At 34.9% G+C, this 18,732-nt stretch carries 19 protein-coding genes; 5 read left to right on the forward strand and 14 right to left on the reverse strand.

Features of this window, described 5'->3' with window-relative positions; genetic code table 11:
- Positions 1-71 precede the first annotated feature (71 nt).
- From AC2CGN_RS14355 to AC2CGN_RS14410, 12 genes are all read right to left on the reverse strand, one after another.
- A complete protein-coding gene (locus AC2CGN_RS14355) occupies positions 72-1,337 on the reverse strand; it encodes an erythromycin esterase family protein (protein WP_484514553.1) in 1,266 nt (421 codons plus the stop codon).
- 31 nt (positions 1,338-1,368) lie between these two features.
- Positions 1,369-2,106, reverse strand: a complete 738-nt coding sequence (locus tag AC2CGN_RS14360) for an ABC transporter permease (RefSeq protein ID WP_484514555.1) — start codon at positions 2,104-2,106, stop codon at positions 1,369-1,371.
- Positions 2,107-2,817 (reverse strand): ABC transporter permease, encoded by a 711-nt coding sequence (locus tag AC2CGN_RS14365; RefSeq protein WP_429983346.1) that lies wholly within the window; start codon positions 2,815-2,817, stop codon positions 2,107-2,109.
- Positions 2,814-3,725: an ABC transporter ATP-binding protein gene (locus tag AC2CGN_RS14370; RefSeq protein ID WP_484514557.1), complete on the reverse strand. Its 912-nt coding sequence runs from the start codon at positions 3,723-3,725 to the stop codon at positions 2,814-2,816. Before AC2CGN_RS14370 ends, AC2CGN_RS14365 begins: the two co-directional genes overlap by 4 nt.
- Positions 3,726-3,848: 123 nt before the next feature.
- Complete coding sequence (locus AC2CGN_RS14375; protein WP_429983348.1) at positions 3,849-5,234, reverse strand: sensor histidine kinase; 1,386 nt, start codon at positions 5,232-5,234, stop codon at positions 3,849-3,851.
- Positions 5,231-5,899: a response regulator transcription factor gene (locus AC2CGN_RS14380; protein ID WP_286923569.1), complete on the reverse strand. Its 669-nt coding sequence runs from the start codon at positions 5,897-5,899 to the stop codon at positions 5,231-5,233. Before AC2CGN_RS14380 ends, AC2CGN_RS14375 begins: the two co-directional genes overlap by 4 nt.
- Positions 5,900-6,099: 200 nt before the next feature.
- A complete protein-coding gene (locus AC2CGN_RS14385; RefSeq protein WP_429989430.1) occupies positions 6,100-6,540 on the reverse strand; it encodes a VOC family protein in 441 nt (146 codons plus the stop codon).
- Positions 6,541-6,779: 239 nt separating this feature from the next.
- The gene (locus tag AC2CGN_RS14390; protein WP_286923567.1) at positions 6,780-7,496 is read right to left on the reverse strand and encodes a LytR/AlgR family response regulator transcription factor; all 717 of its coding nucleotides are present in this window, start codon (positions 7,494-7,496) and stop codon (positions 6,780-6,782) included.
- 6 nt (positions 7,497-7,502) lie between these two features.
- A complete protein-coding gene (locus AC2CGN_RS14395) occupies positions 7,503-8,804 on the reverse strand; it encodes a sensor histidine kinase (RefSeq protein WP_286923565.1) in 1,302 nt (433 codons plus the stop codon).
- A gap of 74 nt (positions 8,805-8,878) precedes the next feature.
- On the reverse strand, positions 8,879-10,084 hold the full coding sequence (locus AC2CGN_RS14400; protein ID WP_484514561.1) for an ABC transporter permease: 1,206 nt from the start codon (positions 10,082-10,084) through the stop codon (positions 8,879-8,881).
- A complete protein-coding gene (locus tag AC2CGN_RS14405; RefSeq protein ID WP_286923563.1) occupies positions 10,071-10,976 on the reverse strand; it encodes an ABC transporter ATP-binding protein in 906 nt (301 codons plus the stop codon). Before AC2CGN_RS14405 ends, AC2CGN_RS14400 begins: the two co-directional genes overlap by 14 nt.
- 188 nt (positions 10,977-11,164) lie before the next feature.
- Positions 11,165-11,752 carry a glycosidase gene (locus tag AC2CGN_RS14410; protein WP_484514564.1) on the reverse strand — a complete coding sequence of 196 codons (588 nt, stop codon included), beginning with the start codon at positions 11,750-11,752 and terminating at the stop codon, positions 11,165-11,167.
- Positions 11,753-12,236: 484 nt separating this feature from the next.
- On the opposite strand from AC2CGN_RS14410, the gene AC2CGN_RS14415 reads away from it, so the two are divergent.
- On the forward strand, positions 12,237-13,082 hold the full coding sequence (locus tag AC2CGN_RS14415; RefSeq protein WP_484514566.1) for an aldo/keto reductase: 846 nt from the start codon (positions 12,237-12,239) through the stop codon (positions 13,080-13,082).
- 55 nt (positions 13,083-13,137) lie between these two features.
- On the opposite strand, the gene AC2CGN_RS14420 is transcribed toward AC2CGN_RS14415, so the two are convergent.
- On the reverse strand, positions 13,138-13,521 hold the full coding sequence (locus AC2CGN_RS14420; protein ID WP_484514568.1) for a winged helix-turn-helix transcriptional regulator: 384 nt from the start codon (positions 13,519-13,521) through the stop codon (positions 13,138-13,140).
- Positions 13,522-13,631: 110 nt separating this feature from the next.
- Here AC2CGN_RS14420 and AC2CGN_RS14425 point away from each other — a divergent pair, with 110 nt between their 5' ends.
- The 3 genes from AC2CGN_RS14425 (at position 13,632) to AC2CGN_RS14435 (ending at position 17,558) form a co-directional block, all read left to right on the forward strand.
- Positions 13,632-14,816 (forward strand): MFS transporter, encoded by a 1,185-nt coding sequence (locus tag AC2CGN_RS14425; protein ID WP_369594037.1) that lies wholly within the window; start codon positions 13,632-13,634, stop codon positions 14,814-14,816.
- A 142-nt stretch (positions 14,817-14,958) separates the two neighbouring features.
- Positions 14,959-15,912 (forward strand): ABC transporter substrate-binding protein, encoded by a 954-nt coding sequence (locus AC2CGN_RS14430; protein ID WP_484514570.1) that lies wholly within the window; start codon positions 14,959-14,961, stop codon positions 15,910-15,912.
- Positions 15,913-15,983: 71 nt separating this feature from the next.
- Positions 15,984-17,558 carry a helix-turn-helix domain-containing protein gene (locus AC2CGN_RS14435; RefSeq protein ID WP_429983356.1) on the forward strand — a complete coding sequence of 525 codons (1,575 nt, stop codon included), beginning with the start codon at positions 15,984-15,986 and terminating at the stop codon, positions 17,556-17,558.
- A 19-nt stretch (positions 17,559-17,577) separates the two neighbouring features.
- Here AC2CGN_RS14435 and AC2CGN_RS14440 read toward each other — a convergent pair whose 3' ends face one another.
- Entirely contained in the window at positions 17,578-17,934 is a 357-nt protein-coding gene (locus AC2CGN_RS14440) for a hypothetical protein (RefSeq protein ID WP_484514572.1), read from the reverse strand.
- 374 nt (positions 17,935-18,308) lie between these two features.
- Between AC2CGN_RS14440 and AC2CGN_RS14445 the strand changes: the two genes are divergently transcribed.
- Positions 18,309-18,719 carry a YuzC family spore coat inner layer protein gene (locus AC2CGN_RS14445; RefSeq protein WP_429983359.1) on the forward strand — a complete coding sequence of 137 codons (411 nt, stop codon included), beginning with the start codon at positions 18,309-18,311 and terminating at the stop codon, positions 18,717-18,719.
- The last annotated feature ends 13 nt before the right edge of the window (positions 18,720-18,732 follow it).

Here is an 18,732-nt window from a genome sequence, read left to right on the forward strand (position 1 = left end):
TCTTTGTTATCTTTAACAAATTAGAGATAAACAATACGCTGTTATGCCTATTTGCAGGTAGCTAACTTATATTATTCAATAATTTTTGTTGGTGTTGCTTCTTGTACAATGATTATGCCATCATATGCATCAGCTGGTGTCATTTTTATTGTATAGAGCATTTGGGTAAGCTTGTACCAAGGGCGGAAGTCATCCCCTATATTGCCCATTCTTTGGGCTTCAGAGAGGATATTTGCAAGCTCATTCGATTTTTTAGCATGTTCAAAATCTACATAGAAAATGTTGTCTTGAATATCACTAAAAGCATCCACTAAAGCATTATGATGCTCAATTGTGTAATTTTTCCTTTCTCCAGATCCAGCATTTTGTGCCTGAAAGGTATTTTTTACAAAATCAGTCCCAATAGCAAAATAATCGTCCTGATACATTTCCTTTAAATATTGTCCCATTGATTTATAGCCTGCTGCATTTGCAGAAGTTTTCTCTATATGCCCATTATGAGCAGACATTAGTACTTTACTATGGCCCTGAGCCGCTTCAAAATCAACAATCCACTGTAAGTTTTCAGCTAAATATTTATCGCGAAGATTCATATAATCACTGTCATTTAAAAGTAATTGCGTTCGCTGCTTCATAATTTGTGCATATTGTGCAGCAAATATATACGCTTCTTTGGATGATGTTTTAATATAAGCATCTTTATTACTTTGCAAATCCTTGATGATGGCGTCTATATTTTCATCAAGCTCTTTTAGCTGACTATTTGTTAAATCTCTCATAGTCTTGTTTGTCACATCTTCAAGCTGTGCCTTATATTCAGCCGCCTCTTCACTATTAACGATGTCATAATAATCTAGCAGCCCTTTTTTGCTATAATCATAGCGCTGCATATCATTACCATAAAAATAGACTTTATCGTTCTCTTCGGCTGTCATATTATAATCGTGCATCCATTGCACTAACTCAATCATTTGATCGGTTTTATAAATACCATAATCAAGAGCTTTAACAGCTTCCTCAGCAGTACCAGCACCAGTTAAAATAAATTGATTAATTTGCTGAGCTCCTCCAAAATCGCCTTCTAAAACAAAGACACGAACATCTTCATTTTTAACCAGAGCCTGAAATAAATCTTTCTTTAATGATTGAAATTCAACATTCCCATGAGTCGCTTCTCCGAATCCAATTATTTTCACATCATTCGGAATATCTATATCTTCTATAGCAGAAGTATATGTGGAAGCATCTTTAATAGCTTCTCCCTTGCCACAGCCCGTTAATGCTAGCAAAAGAAAAAGTACTGAAATAAATAAAAAACTTCTTTTAACAATTATCATTTATAAAAATCTCCCTTAATTTATAGAAAGTTTATACAGCTTTTCGCTGAAAATATAAATAGCCTCCAAGGAAAAACAGTAAGAACCCTCCGCCTACAACCGTTATTAATTGCTCCCAAGGCACAAAGAATATATCGTCTGTATTACCGCCTACATACATCATAGCGAATGGCTGTGCCCATGGATAATAAGGTCCAATAGTCTTAGAATTAATGGCTAATATAGAAGGTAATGTGAAAATAACATTAACTGCAAAGGGTGCCGCAAAGCTCTTAAACATAATGGACATCCATAATTGCAGTGCTACTAAAGGAAGTGTTGCTACCCATCCACCAATAATGCTTTTCCATACAATCTCCATTGGAAAAGGGTCCACATAGCCTTTTATCATACCTACTGCAAGCATTGAACATAAATATAATAATTGCATGGCCATCACCAAAAGCATTACTAAAACATATTTAGCGACAAATACTTTCCCTCGTGTCACTGGTAATGCTAAAAGCTGTTTCCAGCCACCAGATTGATGTTCATACCTACAAATAATGCCTGTAAAAACCCCTGTAATTAACGGCAAAAATAATAATGCATACGTTAAATTCATTGAGAATAAGGGAATGTACCAATTATTTATAGGTAGACCTTCCATATTCGATTCTAAATTCGATGTTAATCCGATAAAAAGTCCTATTAAGGGCCCAGCTAATATAATTGGTACCATCTTTGACTTTCGTAGTTTAAACCATTCAGCGCTCACTATTGACCACATTTACTTAACATCCCTTCTAGCAAAATCTAGCATTCCTACTATATACAGCAAAACACCTATGCCTATTCCAAGCATGACATTCATAAGGGGCTCATCCCATTCATTCATTAAAGATGGCCATTTCCAAATCATCCAATCAGGTAATACATATGCAGAATAGGTAAACATCACGCCAAAGATACCGATTGTGATAGGAATCCCCTGATTATGGAAAACACTTGCAACCCAAAGCTGAAGTGCTAAGATTGGCAATGCAGCAAAATAAGGATAAAATCCATATTTCATAATCTCTGAATATGGAATGCTATCGCCTAGGTCTAAAAACACCCCATAGGCTAGTGTCAATAACGATAAAAGTGTGGAAGACAGCAACAATAATATGGCTAGCACAGAAAATTTAGATAAATACACCGTAAATTTAGAGACTGGCAGTGCGATTAATTGCTTCCACGCATTCGTTTCATTTTCAATGCTTGCCATAAATGAAGTTAAAATAGCTATACCCAGTACAATTGCAAGTGGAGTAAATGAATGGATATTTAATAAATAATAGCCCCAATCATCCTCACTTTGCTCTAACAAATAGTCCTTTCTTACACCGTAATTCACCATTTGTAGGGCAACAACACCTATTGGGCCTAGTGCCGTCAAAAACCATAATCCTTTGCGTTTAATTTTCAAAAAATCAGAAGTTAATAGTTTCCCCATCATATCAATTGCTCTCCTGTTGTCATTTGTAGGAATATATCCTCTAATGAACGTTTTTCTTCCTCTACTCGATAAATCAAAATTCCTTCTTGTACGAGAATTTGTACAATATGCGCTACCTTTTCATCTGAGCATTCATCTAACGAAATAAGCCCTTCCTTATGTTCTGCCTTTATGCCATGAGCTACTAAAGAACGCCAGCCCTTTTCAGCATCACTCACCTTAATAAATATCTTTGGCTGAGCAGATTTACGCATTGCTTCAATGGAATCTTGAAAGATCATTTTCCCCTTTGATACGATACCTACTTGTGTTGCCATCTGATCAATTTCTGATAATAGATGACTTGAAATAATAATTGTCATTCCATATTCAGCAGGAAGTCGCTTTATTAGATTCCGAATTTCGATAATACCAGATGGATCAAGACCATTCGTTGGCTCATCTAAAATTAATAATTCGGGATTATGTAACAGCGAAGCGGCAATCCCTAGCCTTTGCTTCATACCTAGCGAAAAGCCCTTTACCTTTTTATTAGCTGCATCCTTTAACCGAACGATTGCTAACACTTCATCAATGCGTGACTTTGGCACACCTAGAATCTTTCTTAATGCCTCTAAATTTTCATAGGCTGTTAAATGGGGATAATAGGAGGGGTTCTCTACTAATGAACCAACCTTTTCCAAAATATTGATTCGATCCTTCGTTACATCCTTTTGAAAAATTTTAATTGTCCCTGAAGATGGCTTCATCAGCCCAAGAAGCATACGTATAGTTGTCGTTTTGCCCGCTCCATTAGGACCTAAAAATCCATATATTTCTCCTTTACGAATTTTTAAATTTATATTTGAGACAGCCTGCTCTTTTCCAAAACTTTTTGATAAATTTTCTGTTTGTACGATATATTCCATTGTCCTCACCTCTGTAAATATCATAAATTTCGAAGTTTAAAAGGAGGTATGGGGCAAGTTTAAATTTTGTTTAAAAATAAAAAAATCTGTAGACCATCAAGCTGAAGTCTCACAGATTTTTTTCTATTTTACTTTATAGTGTTTAATCTTGATTTCTGTACCAGATTCACTTGAGCATATATCCCAATCTAAGGACATGCCTTTTACCATAATATCAACGATAGATAGACCAATACCTGCTCCTTTCGCATTTGATTCATTTTTCATGCCGTTTCCGCAATCCCTTATGATAAATGCATCATAGTGCTCAGTTGACTCTGTTTTAACGCCAATATATTTTCCGCTGTTAGCATGGCGTAAAACATTTTGAAATAAATTATCAAAAATACGCCCAAGCCAAATTGGATCAACTTGCCATTCGTTGTTCTCAAAAGAATGCAGCTCAATATCAATGTTAAAGCCTTCCTTCTCAAAGACGGTATACCACGTAGACATTTGCTCACGTACAAATCGCAAGACATTGATTTCCTTTGCTTCATATTTATATTTACTTGCCATCAACAATGTATAAGACATTAAATTTTCTATTAAAGCATCGATGCTTATGATTGATGTTTCCATTGCCTTAATAGCCTGCTGTCCTTCTTCGGTGAGTTCTTCTTTACTAATCGAATAGGATTGCGCTCTAATTTTTGTTAAAGGGGTACGCAGGTCATGCGAAAGATTAGCAATCAATTCTCGTCGTAGCTGCTCCTCCTTCAGCTCACGATTTTTGCTGTCCCTAAGTTCACAGACCATTTTGTTAAAGCTTTGCTGGAGCTGACCGATTTCGTCCATCTTTTTTACATCTATCTCAACAGGTAATCCATCAACATCACGAATCTCCATCGCTTCCTGTAGATGTAATAGTCGCTTTCTAATACCTTTGAAAAATAAAAAGGAGACTACAATGAAAAATAAAATAATGGCAATAACACCGAAAAATAAAAAAGTTCCATATGTTTCATAAATATGTTTAAGTGGTGGAGTGAATACATCTCTAGGAATCTCAATGACGATAAATCCATTTGATTCATCCCCACCTAAAAAGGTAATAATGGTGAATGGATCCCCTCCATACCGCTCTTTAATGAACTTTGTAGTAAAAGCAGGTGTCCATTTTGATGGTAGTTGTTCCATTACATTTAATGTGGTGAGCAATGTACCATCTTGTCCTACCCAAAACATCGATGCTTTAGGATATCGCTCCTGCCATTTTTCAAAGTGTTGAGAAACTACTTCATCTGTAAAGTTTTTAATATTTTTAGCTTCAGCATGCCATTTTTCCTCCACTTCGCTTGTAATTTCAGCTTCAGTTACTATATCCCCATGTTCTTTTTTAGCAATCTCTAGCACAAATATAGCCAAGGTGAAATAAGCTATTTGAACAATAGAAATGGCTAGAAAAATAATCAGCATATACTTCGCTAATAGGGATCGTAAAAATTTAAACGGACGGAAAATTTTCATAGCTTCACCCTATAGCCAATGCCTCTAATCGTTTCAATAATTGCTGGCTTAGCTGGATTTATTTCTATTTTTTCTCTTAAATAGCGTATATGTACCATTAACGTTTTATCGCCCTCTATATAGCTTTCACCCCACACACCTTCATAGAGCTGCTCCTTTGTTAGAATTTGATTTAAATGGCGAATAAAATATTGAAATAAATAGAATTGCTTGCCTGTTAATTGAATCTCCTCATCTGTCTCTGTATGCATAATTCTCATTTCTTTTGTAAAAATCTTAAGATGCTGAAGCTCTAGTACATCATCATTCTTTTGATATCTTCTTAACAATACTTCCACACGTGCAACAAGCTCATCAGGATGAAATGGCTTTGTTAAATAATCGTCAGCAAAGTTCAGCCCCTCTAATTTATCCTCAACGGCAGTACGCGCAGAAAGCATTAAAATGGGTATTTCCTTATTTTCTCGCTTAATTCTTTTACCAATTGAAAAGCCATCTAACCCTGGTAGCATTACATCCAATATCGCGATATCCTTATATGCTATATGCTTGTCAACCTCTTCACCTGATTCCAGCCACGTTACCTCGTAGCCTCTCTCCATTAAATCCTTCGTGACCCATTGACCAATCTCTTTTTCATCTTCTATGTACAGTATACGAAACAAGGCTCATCCTCCATATCTTTTAGAAAAGTTATTATAAAGAAACATATTTTGCATTATACATTTATCCTTAAATTAAAGACAATCAATAACTAAAAATCAGAAGTACATATAACACTCTCAACATCTATAAAAACTTACCGGAAATCATAACAAAAGATAGCAACCTAGCTATTCTAGTTTGCTACCTCTACATTAAATCATTATTGAATAATCAGCATATCATTTTCGTCAAACTGCCACATGTCCCCATAGGCCACTTCCCAGTAGTAGCCATTTGGGTCTTGGAAATAGCCGCTATAGCCACCCCAAAATACTGTTTCTGGCTCTTTCACAATCTTAGCTCCAGCTTTTTTAGCTAATTCAAATACCCGATCAACTTCTTCTTTTGATTTGCCATTATAAGCAAGAGTAATGCCTCCAAAGCCATGGCCAATTTCTGGTGGATTAGCTTCATTAATATCTTTGACCAAACGTTCAATTGGAAATAGTGATATTTTTGTTCCCCCATTATTAAAGAACATAACATCAGGGGCAGTTTCCTCTCCATACACCACAACCTCAAAGCCAAGCCCTTCTCGGTAAAAGTTTAGTGACTCCACCATATCCTTAACACCCAATGTGATTAAATTTAAACGATTCATTTTCCAATCCCCTTTATAAAGTATTATTACTTAAATTCTCCTTTAAGCCAAAAATTCCTTTTGCGGTGGGTTATATCGAATAATTCATTTACTTCGGTTAAAATACTTTATCATTTAAAAAAATTATCAATTTGGTCAATGCATTTATTTAACCTATTAAAGTGAAAAATTTATTGAGAAACCCTTTTTCAAAAACCTTTGCTTAAAAAGAGAAGGCTATTAATAAAAAGTTATTATCATTACTTTAAACCTTTGATAAGGCGAGCTGAAGCATAACAAACTTCACCATTATCTAAAAATATAATTCTTTCCTTTGAATCAATATTTTTAATTTTGATTTTATTTACAATAAAAGATTTGTGACAACGATAAAAATCTTCATGTAAATCTTCATAATCCTTCAATCGACCGTAAAATTCTAAATGCTCATTTTCTAAATGTAAAATAATTTTATGAGAGCCTGTGCAAGCTTCAAAAAAATAAACACTTTGAAAATCAATATTATGAGTACGTCCTGTAGTTTTGATTTGAAATTTTTTAACGTTATCTTGTTCCCCTATTTTTAAATAACGGCGATGCGCTTCTTTCAAAGTCGATAATAATTTATCTTTTAAAGTATCTGGATTATCTTTAATTATAAAATCTAACGCAGCTAATTTGTAAATAAATGTAAGATAACTCATTTCTGCATGTGTTGTAATATACACTAGACTGGCAATAGGGTCTTTTTCTCGAATTTTACTACCTAATGCGATGCCTGTAATTTTATGATTTAGATCAATATCAAAAAAATAGCAATCAGCTTTACCATCTTCTACAAATGATAGAACATCATCAGGGTTTGTAGTGGCAAGCACAATTTTCATCCCATTTTCTTCTATCATAGCGTAGTTTTCTATTGCTTCTTTTACTTTTTCTAGTTGAACTATATCATCTTCACAAATAACAATATCCATCCTTATCTACTCCTTTTGAAACTCAACTTCTTGAATAAAATAAGGAGAATTAATTTTCGTGTTCAAATTAACGTTATGTAAATTATTTATCATTTGACGCAAATTAGCTAAGCCTAGACCACGATTTTCTCCTTTTGTTGAAAAGCCTTCTTGATAAATTTCATGTACCTTTATAGCTATTTGCTTATCAAATGTGTTATTCACAACTAATAAAATAACCTCATCCATATGGATAAACGCCATGCGTACTTCGCCATTTTCAACCCCTCGTGCAGCTTCAATTGCATTATCTAGTAGAATACCGACCATGCGATTTAAAATAATTGGATCTATCGAAATATCAGTAATTTCCTCAACAATTTCAATATAAAACGGTACTTGATGTGATTGGGCCTGTAATATTTTCGTTGTCACTAACCCTTTCAAACTGTTTATTTTTAAGTTATTTAGCATCATCATTGCTTGTTGATTTAGTTGCTCGTGATGATTCGCTTCTAAAATATGATCATAGAAGTATGTATGTAGACCCTCATAGTTTTTATTATCAATAAATGTTCGCAATGAGGATAAAATATTAATATAATCATGTTTAAATTTGCGCATACTCTGGTTAATTTGTTCAATTGATGTAACATAGGATTCGAAATTTTTCATTTCTTGTTCGCGTTGCTTCATTTTATATTGTTTAAATGCTAAATATAGAATGACAAAGATACTAATCATGAGCAATACAAAATAGATTAAGAACATCGCTAAATTATTTTGTACACTTTCATAGAAGTTATCATGGTCGATTGCCATGATATTGATGTACATAAAGATAAGCGTTACAATACTAAGAAATAGCAGGATATATGCAACATAGCTATTAAATACCCAGCGTTTAATCAAATGTTCCATAATTTTTTTATAACAGTAGGCGAAAAGTTTAATGAAAGTTATATAGATCGTAAAATAACTAATAAACATTATTAGCTCATTTGTAATTCCATTAAATAAATAAAATGTAATGATATTCGAAATGTTATCGCCAATTACTAAAATAAAAAATGCGATAAATACATGAATAGCATGCCCGAAATCTTTTGTTTTTCGATAAATGAACAGTAATAATATGGCTAAATAATATGAAATACCCAAAGGACCAATAAAGAAATACAATACAATAGTTGGTAAAAATAAAAACAAGACAATCGATATTAAGTTTTTTTTCGACCAATGCAAATCTAATACATACGTATAAAAATATAGCAATAATGGTAGTTGTATAATGGCCGTTAATGGAGAATCCATCGTAAATAATTCCATCGTTATCTCCTTTTAGCATTTTATTGCAAAACCATTATACAACATATTTATATTAGAAATTTCTTTATTTTCTATTACCTATTCAATTGAAGTAACTCTTTAAATGTTAAGCTATCTGATTTTAAAACACCCCTTGGATAGATTTTCGCTGCTATTGCTGCAAATAGAGCAATAAAAGTAATCATTACTAACAACGAAACAACAATTTCGATTGGTGTAATCGTGTTATATACAATTCGAATCAATACACTCATTGGTGCTGTAAATGGAATATAAGAAGTTATATTCGTCATCTTTCCTTCTGGAGAATCCATCACAAAGAGCATTTCTACTGCTAAACTTGCCATTAAAAAAATCATAATTGGCATCGTGGCACTTGCTAAATCATCTGGACGACTTACCATTGATCCGACAATCGCAAACAAAGTGGCATAAATAAAATAGCCAATGATAAAGAAAATAAGAATGTACGCTGCTGTTTCCCATGTAATTGTCTCCATTACAGTTTGGACAAATGAGTCTTCAGGAATGTCAAAAACCCCTATGTTTGCCCATAATAGTAGGGCTCCCATAAAAATAAATAGTTGTGTTAAACTTGCTAAGCCAATACCTAAAATTTTCCCGTACATCATAGGTACTGGGGCTACTTTTGTAATCATGACTTCCATAACACGGGAAGATTTTTCAGATGAAATCGCTGTTGCAACATTATTGCCGTATATTGAAATAGCCAAGAACATAATAGTTATTAATCCATATATAATGAGCAACGCATTTGGTTTTGTTTCATATAATGATTGAATACTGCTTTGTAGTGGGGTCTTCAATGCTTGAAGGACAGCCATGTCAATTGTTTGTCTAGCAACAATTAACTCTACTTTCTTTTGTTCAATATAGGATTCTAACGTGAGTAACACTTCATTGTTTACTTTTGGCATATAGATATTTAAGTGCATCATATTTGTTTGATCTTCTAATACAAAGAATCCCGTTAATGCATCTGCTTTCATCTCTTCTTTTAGATCTTCTATATTCGCATCGTCTACAATTTTCCAGCTTCCAGCTAATCCTGTTAACTCTTGTTCAGACAATTCGAGAGCTGTATGATTAATGATTTTAAATGTCTCATCCGGATTGTTCTTATTGAACATATGAATGATTGCTGGTGAAGCAAAGAGCAATAAACTCAATGCGACTAGGCCAACCGTAATATATAAGTATGCTTTTGTTTTAACCGCCTCTTTAAAAACGGTGTTAAACACAATGCTAAAGTTTCGCAATTCCGTCTCCCCCTGTCCGTTCAATAAAGATTTCATGTAAACTTGGCTCTTTTAATGAAACTCCTTGCAAGTCAAATTTCTCACCAAATTCCTTAATAATTTGATATATTTTCATATTTCGCGGAATACGTAATTTATAACGATTGTTTTCTTGCGTAAACTTATATTGTTTAAGCGTTAAGTAATCTTTTATGTTAGATGCTACTGTCTCTAATTCTAGGTAACGATAATCATACGATTTTTTCACATTTACTAACTGATCTGAAACAATTAAATTCCCGTCTTTTAAAATACAAATTTGATTACAAAACGATTCAACCTGTTCCATCTGGTGACTACAAAAGATAATCGTTTTCTTTTGAGCAATTAATTCTTTTACCACATTTTTTAACATATCCGCATTGACAGGGTCTAATCCACTGAAAGGTTCATCTAATATGATAAACTCTGGATCATGTATAATAGCTGTAATTAATTGTACTTTTTGCTGATTCCCTTTAGATAATTGTTCGGTACGCTTTTTCGCTGCATAAGAGATTTCAAGCTTTTCTAACCATTTTATGGCCTCTCTTTTAGCCTCTTTTTTATTCATTCCTTCCAACATGCCAAAATAAATAATTTGATCTAAAACATTCATTTTGGCATAAAGGCCACGTTCCTCTGGTAAATAGCCTATTTTTAAATTCTTCTTAGAGAATGGTTTGCCTTTCCATAATATTTGTCCACTATCTTTTGGAATTAAATCTAACATCATTCGAATAGTAGTTGTTTTTCCAGCACCATTTCTTCCTAGCATTCCTAGAATCTGTCCTTCCTCTAATCGAATTGAGATATTGTTCACTGCTTTTTTACTACCAAAACTTTTATTTAAATTTTCAATTTTAAATGTCATAAAGCAACACTCCTATTTAACCATTTTTATAACAAAAATAACAACGATACCAATAAGTAAGCCCGCTAATAGACTTGCCATTTTTTTCATTTTATTTCTCCTCCTTAAATTGCTTTTAAAGATTCGTAAGCAGTTACTTTGCTTGTACCTTCATATAAAAACATTTGCTAGTAGCCCCTCATGTGTTTTCAATTTGTAATTATTTTCTGTTCAAAAGCCTTAACAATCGATTCTATATAATTTGGTACTTTAAAATACGTATTTATTCGATATAGTGACCGATCAATTTCTTCTACCGTTAGTCCATGGGTACGTTGGATAAATTCAAATGAGTGGCCTACTGCTAATTCTTTTAGAATTTTTTTATCCACCTCTTTTAAAGAGATATTTGGTGAAAAAGGTACATTACTATTAAAGGATTCTAGCAAGATTAAAAATTCGTCTAGACTTGTATTTTTAGTAACACTAGTCCAACGTTCTTCACCTTTTAAATGATGGTAGACCTCGCCCATCCTTGAATCTACAAGTAACATGATGTCTATTTCCGGACTCTCTAGTTTTTTCAAGCTCTCAATCATCATTGTGAAATGTTGATTTGTTGCTTCGATTACCACTATATCGAAGGGTTGTTCTTTAATTTTTTTCATCACTATTTGATTAAAAATAGGCGCTTGAATTTGATAAGTATCTACCTGCCAAGCTAGACGTCTATCGAGAATAGCTACTTGTAATGCTTCATTAAATAAAGTCGACATTGATACAATTAATACTTTCAAAATATCCTCCTTTCAACTGTAAATTACTCACCTTCACTATACTTTTGTTTTTCTTTTTATTGTTTAAATGCTCCCCAAAGCTAATAAAGTACACATTACTGTTGTTTTTGGGAGCAAAAAAATACGTTTACTCATGCATGAACGTATTTTCTCTCGTCTAAAGCATCACAAAATCCAGATTATAATCAATGTCTAGTTGAATAGCATGCAATCAAAGTTAGCAAAGGATAACTTGTACTGACCTAAATAGGAAAAAAACATGATGCTCGTTTGATTGGGAGTTTTCCCTTTTTAAGATCGAAATTAAGATCGTAAAGAAGATTTCAACGACTTTAACAAAATAATTTTTTCACCCCAACCATTGTCAACTCACAAAAGTAACCTCTACGTTTCTATGACACGAAAAAGTGCGTACTTTTTTTTGCCTAATCGGGACATCATAATGAAATAGCAAGCAAGTCATTAAACAATTGGAGGAATTAAAATGATTAATCATTTACAAGATACAATTACATTAAATAACGGCCTACAAATGCCTGGTATAGGTTTAGGTGTTTTTCTAGTACCGAATGATGCTACTACTGAGATGGTTAAAGACGCTATTGAGGTTGGCTATCGAAGCATCGATACTGCTGCTATTTATGGCAATGAAGAGGGTGTAGGGGAAGGCATTAAACAAGCGCTAGCTTCTACTGGTTTACGTCGTGAAGATCTGTTTATTACATCAAAAGTATGGAATGACGGATTAAGCTATGATGAAACAATTGCTGCCTATGAAGAGAGCTTACAAAAGTTAGGTTTAGATTATTTAGATCTTTACCTTATTCATTGGCCAGGTAAAGATAAATTCGTTGAATCTTGGAAGGCTCTTGAAGACCTTTATGAACAAGGCAAGATCAAAGCAATTGGTGTATGTAACTTCACTGTTGCACATTTAGAAAAATTATTATCATTTGCTCGTATTAAACCTGTTGTGAATCAAGTGGAATTCCACCCTCGTTTACAGCAAGTGGAGCTTCGTTCATTCTGTGACAAACACCAAATTCAACTTGAAGCATGGGCACCTTTAATGCAGGGTGGACTTCTAGAAGATGAAACTATTTCAAAAATAGCAACAAAATATGGAAAATCCAATTCTCAAGTTATTTTGCGCTGGGATGTACAAAATGGAGTGATTACGATTCCAAAATCAGTGCGCAGAGAACGCATGATGCAAAACGCTGATATCTTTGACTTTACTTTAACAGACGAAGAAATGGCTATCATCAATGCGATGAATCTTGAACAACGTGTTGGACCAAATCCAGATGAATACGACTTTGCTCTATAAGCATTAAAAAGGAAAAAGAGACTGTCTTATGTTTGACAGTCTCTTTCTTCCCTCATTACGATGTTTGCTGCATGGCGATATCTTCGTCATGTTGTTTTAAAATAACATCTTTGCCTTTATCCTGTAATACTTCAACATGTTTTTCGCCCCAAGTGCAAAGCATGTTCAAAATAGGTTCCATGCCCTGTCCATAGGGTGTTAATGAATATTCAACCTTTGGCGGCACTTGATTAAAGACCTTTCGATTGATTAATCCAGCTTGCTCTAACTCTCTTAATTGACTTGTAAGCATCTTTTGTGAAATTCCTGGAATCAATCGTCGAAACTCATTTGTTCGAATTTTACCATGGTGGTTTAAATGACAAAGAATAACTGGTTTCCATTTACCACCAATGACTTCAAGTGTAGCTTCAACACCAATATTATAAATTTTTTGCATTGTAACCTCCTGTAATATTCAAAAGTAACTAAAAGTACTCTACATAACTTTTAGGCATGTATGAATATTACTACACATAAATAAAAAAATCAAAGGAGATATTTCATAGTATGTCACATTCAAAAAAGCCAAGTGCTAAATTAACCTTACTGGCACTTGCCATCAGTGCATTTGGTATAGGGTCCACTGAATTTATTAGTGTCGGACTTTTACCATTAATTACAGATGACTTTGGTATATCTTTAAGCACAGCTGGCTTAACCGTTTCTATATACGCTCTCGGTGTAACTGTTGGGGCTCCATTATTAACAGCCTTAACATCTCGACTTAGTCGAAAAACTGTTTTATTGCTGGTTATGACTATTTTTATAGTTGGGAACTTAACCGCAGCTATAGCGCCTAATTTCTCAATTTTATTAATTGGACGTATTATTTCAGCATTAGCACATGGTGTGTTTATGTCCATCGCCTCTGTTATAGCAGCCGATGTAGTTGAACCAAATAAACGAGCAAGTGCTATTGCTTTTATGTTTACAGGTTTAACATTAGCTACGGTGACTGGTGTCCCACTTGGTACGTTTATTGGACAAGTAACAGACTGGCGTATGTCGTTCATCTTTATCGTCATTATTGGGATTATCGGTTTAATTAGTAATGCGTTGTTAGTACCTAGCCAATTATCAAAAGGTAATCCAATCTCTTTACGTGATATCGGCAAAGTATTAGGCAATATTCGCATGTTATTAATCCTTTTCATTACAGCAATTGGATATGGTGGTGCCTTTGTTGTGTACACATATGTTTCTCCAATTTTAGAGCAATATATGGGTTACTCACCACATGCTGTCGTCATTATATTAGTTGTCTATGGGATTTGTGTTGCCATTGGTAATACATTAGGCGGTCATTTCGCTAATCAGAATCCGCTTCGTTCAATCTTTATTATTTTTGTGGGACTTGCCTTAGCATTACTTGGCATTGGCTCCACTCTTGAATCGCCAATTATCGGATTAATCATGGTTCTAATAATGGGGCTATTTATGTTCATGAATGTCCCTGGATTGCAGCTTTATGCGGTCCTTCTTTCTGAAAAATATGTGCCATCAGCTATTTCAATGGCCTCAGCATTGAATATTTCTGCTTTTAATATTGGTATCTTTTTAGGATCATATATTGGCGGCTTTATTATTCGTCATCAATCGTTAGCTCATACACCCTTATACGGATTCCTAATGGTAATGCTTGCAGCGATTGTTACACTATTATGGTTAATTTTTGATAACAAAAAACAATAATCCTTGTACTTTATTTTGTATAAGAAAGAAGTAGAGAATGTGTATTGTTTGTTTAATAGATGTGCCCTATAATTTAGTAGAATTAATCGAGAATGATTATCATTCTAAATTACTAATACCTTTATTATAGGAGTGAATGGCAATGCATAAGATTCGACCATTTTCGTTAGCATTATTTTGTTTAATCGTGTTGACGTTTGTATTAGGAGCTTGTAATTCGAAGGAGAAAGCTGATGTTGCTAAAGAGAATCAATCAATAGTGGAAACACGGACTGTAGAAGATGAATTTGGGGAGGTAGAGATTCCCGCAAAGCCTCAGCGAGTAGCGGCCATATACATGGAGGATTATCTAACAGCCTTAGAGGTAAAGCCCGTTGTCCAATGGTATCACCCAGCTTGGGGGAAACAGGATTATCTAAAACTGGATGTACCAGAATTTGATATTACAGGAAGCATGGAGGCTTTATTGCAAGCCAAGCCAGATTTAATCATTGTAGATGGCGCGGCTGATAAAGCAAAATACGAGGAGTATTCTAAAATTGCACCTACCTATCGCTTAAAAGAGGAAATCCTTGCAGACCCACAGGCAATTGTTAAAACGATTGCTGATGTCTTAAACATTCCTGATAAAGCAGATGAGGTTGTTAAAAATTATCAGCAACGTATTACGACTTTAAAGGCAGAGTTAGATAAGTCAGTTGGGGATGAAACAGTGGCTGTTGTCCGTTTAAATGTAGCCGATAAAACACTAGCATTATTTGGCGTTAAAAATCGATATTCCGGTTATATTTACACTGAGGCAGGACTTACTCCTCATCCACTAGCCCGCGATATGACGGAATTTCATGAGATACTTTCAGAAGAAGCTATACCTAAATTAGACGCTGATCATATTATTCTTTTCCCTTCTAATGGAACATGGGAATCTGAAGAAAACCAGGATGCAATTAAATGGTTAGATAATACTCTTTGGAAAACAGTTCCTGCGGTAAAAAACGGAAACGTGTATATTGCTGACCGAACATATTGGCAATCTGGAGCTATAACTGCAAATCTACTAAAATACGATGACCTTGAAAAATGGTTCGTAAAATAATTTTAAAGAAAGCTCTCTTAGGGCTTTCTTTGCATTGTTTAAAAAAACTATTTATGGAAAGGTAGAAAAATATGAGTGGTTTATCGCAAATATTTCACTTACAAGAAATTTCATATTCTATTCCATCAGCGATGTGGCAACTACATCATTGTGACCATCATAGCCTTGTTGTGGTTATAAGCGGCCATGGAGAGCTAATTTGTGATCATGAAACTATCCATCTTACTGAAGAAAAGTGTGTGCTCATTCCTCCTAATCAAAAAATAAATGTTCACAATGAAACTGGGGCGCTGTGCTTTTATCACTTAACATTTAAAATCATCCAACTGCAAGAAGGTCAGACGGGTTGCTTTTCTATGTTTACACAATTTCAGGAACTAGGCTGCCATCCTTTTTCTCAATGTACTAATTTGTTAGAAATCATTTATCGACACCGTCTAGCAATGGATGAGCTATCGCTATTTGAGCAACATGTACGCTTCCAAGAATTTATGTTATTCATTATGAATCAAAATGTACCTAATCAGCAGCAGAAAAGTGTTCGTCAGTCCGTTGAGCAATCCATCAAATATTTACAAAAGCATTATGAACGGGACTGGACTGTTGAGCAATTGGCAGAATTAGCGGCTGTCCCACGCTGGAATTATTCTCGTATATTCAAGGACATTACTGGTCAAATTCCTCTCAACTTTTTAAATAATGTTCGTCTTGAAAAAGCCAAGCAATTACTCGTAACAACAAATGACCGTATTTTTGAAATCAGCCAAACGGTTGGATTCAACAATGAATATTATTTTAATCGCCGCTTTAAAGAGCATGTCGGTATCTCTCCTGGACAATATCGTCGTGGCCAAAGTAATAACCTTCGTATATTTGCACCGTTTCTAGAGGATTTTTTAGTAGCTTTAGGTATTACACCCATCGCCCAATTTAGCCATTCAAAATGGGGCAAACAGGATTATCTAGGGTTACAAGAAATACCAGATATTGATATTGAAAACGGACAAATGGATCAGCTTTTTCATTATAAGCCAACTTTAATTATGCTAGATGAAGGGATAGAGCGCTGGAAAGCTTGTCATCAACTAGATCAATTGGCTCCCACCTATCACCTCTCACACCCAGGTGAAGATTGGCGAACTACATTGTTCCAAATAGCCGACTTAACAGGTAGAACGACTATTATGAAGGATGTCATTAACCAGTATGAGGTAAAAGTGCAAAAGGCAAAAAAAGTGCTTCAAAAATCAGTATATGGACAAAGCGTAGCCTTTCTCCGTATCTCCGCTATAGGCATTAGCCTTTATGCAGGACCCGAATGCGGCTATACGGGACCCATTCTATATCGTGATCTCGGCTTAATGCCCCATGAATCTGTATGGAATATCCCACATTATACACGAAAAACACATCTAACAATTGACCAGCTTATTCACTTAGATGCCGATCATATATTCATTACCTTTGACAAACAACATTCGATTTTCGAGGGAGAGGAACGAGTCATACTAAAATCTCCTACTTGGAGCAACCTTCCAGCAGCAAAAAACAACTGTGTCTACGAAGTTGATTTCTTAACATGGATGAACTACGGCATTCTCTCCCATAACAAAAAAATAGATGATGTTTTACGTGTTCTTGGATAAAAATTTGTGAAAGGAAGGCTTATACACGTGCGAAGCCTTCTTTTTGATTGGCCTGGGGCTCGTTTTTGATCAGGTGCCTTCTTTTTTTGATCAGCCGGGGCTCTTTTTCGATCGGGTTGCCTCCACTTTTGATCAGCCGGGGCTCTTTTTCGATCGGGTTGCCTCCACTTTTGATCAGCCTAGGCTCGTTTTCGATCGGGTCAGGCTTCTTTTTGATCAGGTGCCTTCTTTTTTTGATCAGCCGGGGCTCCTTTTCGATCGGTTTCCTCCACTTTTGATCAGGTTGCGTTCGTTTTTGATCGGCTTGGGCTTCTTTTTGATCAGGCGCCTTCCTTTTTTGATCAGCTTGAGCTCGTTTTGATCGGGTTTCCTCCATTTTTGATCAGCCTGGGCTCCTCTTCGATCGGGTTGCTTCCACTTTTGATCAGCCTGAGCTCTTTTTCGATCGGGTTGCCTCTGCCTGGACTCCTCTTTGTTCAGGTTGCCTCTACTTTTGATCAACGGTACTCCTCTTTGGTTGGGTTGACTTTCTATCGGCTTAGGTTCCTCTTTGATCAGGTTGGTTCACTTTCGATTAGCTCTAACCCTTTCTCTTATCAGGTTCCTTACTTTCAATCGACTTAGTTATCTTTCACCATCCTAGGTATTGATTTGATAATACCCTAGACGTGAATCCCTAGAAGTAGCAAACACCGAAAGTACCCGCTGCACATAAGATATAGTATTAGCAAGTGGATAGGAGGAATTTAGTTGTATTACAACCCTTATCCGATATTTGTCTATCCTACCTATTATCCAACATTGGCAATAGTAAATCCTTCAGCACATCACCAACCAGCTAGATATTTAGCTATGCCGACAAACCCGATAAATACCAATCCATTTCCAGCTGTCAATACAAATAAGTTGAAAATTTCCGCCATGCGAGTAAAGAGAATTATGCAGCAGATTCAGCTACTTACAGATAAAATTGATGAATCAGAACAATTTGCACATGATCTTATGGATGCCGCACAGAAGTCAAATAAATCAGAAGTTGAAAGGTTAATCATCTCGTCTGGTATTACTATGACATTTGAAACAAACTATACACCAGATAATATTAGGATTGTGTTTACAGATAGTGAATGTTGTAAGCTTTCATTAGTTTTAAATTGGTAACAACACTTTTTAC

This window comes from Lysinibacillus sp. DFXJR4 (assembly GCF_057196045.1).

Excerpts from the sequence above, each read along its gene's own strand:
- AC2CGN_RS14430 (WP_484514570.1), top strand. The coding sequence starts at position 14,959 with ATGCATAAGATTCGACCATTTTCGTTAGCATTATTTTGTTTAATCGTG.
- AC2CGN_RS14375 (WP_429983348.1), bottom strand. The coding sequence starts at position 5,234 with ATGAAAATTTTCCGTCCGTTTAAATTTTTACGATCCCTATTAGCGAAG.
- AC2CGN_RS14370 (WP_484514557.1), bottom strand. The coding sequence starts at position 3,725 with ATGGAATATATCGTACAAACAGAAAATTTATCAAAAAGTTTTGGAAAA.
- AC2CGN_RS14355 (WP_484514553.1), bottom strand. The coding sequence starts at position 1,337 with ATGATAATTGTTAAAAGAAGTTTTTTATTTATTTCAGTACTTTTTCTT.
- AC2CGN_RS14360 (WP_484514555.1), bottom strand. The coding sequence starts at position 2,106 with ATGTGGTCAATAGTGAGCGCTGAATGGTTTAAACTACGAAAGTCAAAG.
- AC2CGN_RS14415 (WP_484514566.1), top strand. The coding sequence starts at position 12,237 with ATGATTAATCATTTACAAGATACAATTACATTAAATAACGGCCTACAA.
- AC2CGN_RS14395 (WP_286923565.1), bottom strand. The coding sequence starts at position 8,804 with ATGGAATTATTTACGATGGATTCTCCATTAACGGCCATTATACAACTA.
- AC2CGN_RS14425 (WP_369594037.1), top strand. The coding sequence starts at position 13,632 with ATGTCACATTCAAAAAAGCCAAGTGCTAAATTAACCTTACTGGCACTT.
- AC2CGN_RS14390 (WP_286923567.1), bottom strand. The coding sequence starts at position 7,496 with ATGGATATTGTTATTTGTGAAGATGATATAGTTCAACTAGAAAAAGTA.
- AC2CGN_RS14440 (WP_484514572.1), bottom strand. The coding sequence starts at position 17,934 with ATGGAGGAAACCCGATCAAAACGAGCTCAAGCTGATCAAAAAAGGAAG.
- AC2CGN_RS14405 (WP_286923563.1), bottom strand. The coding sequence starts at position 10,976 with ATGACATTTAAAATTGAAAATTTAAATAAAAGTTTTGGTAGTAAAAAA.
- AC2CGN_RS14435 (WP_429983356.1), top strand. The coding sequence starts at position 15,984 with ATGAGTGGTTTATCGCAAATATTTCACTTACAAGAAATTTCATATTCT.
- AC2CGN_RS14420 (WP_484514568.1), bottom strand. The coding sequence starts at position 13,521 with ATGCAAAAAATTTATAATATTGGTGTTGAAGCTACACTTGAAGTCATT.
- AC2CGN_RS14365 (WP_429983346.1), bottom strand. The coding sequence starts at position 2,817 with ATGATGGGGAAACTATTAACTTCTGATTTTTTGAAAATTAAACGCAAA.
- AC2CGN_RS14385 (WP_429989430.1), bottom strand. The coding sequence starts at position 6,540 with ATGAATCGTTTAAATTTAATCACATTGGGTGTTAAGGATATGGTGGAG.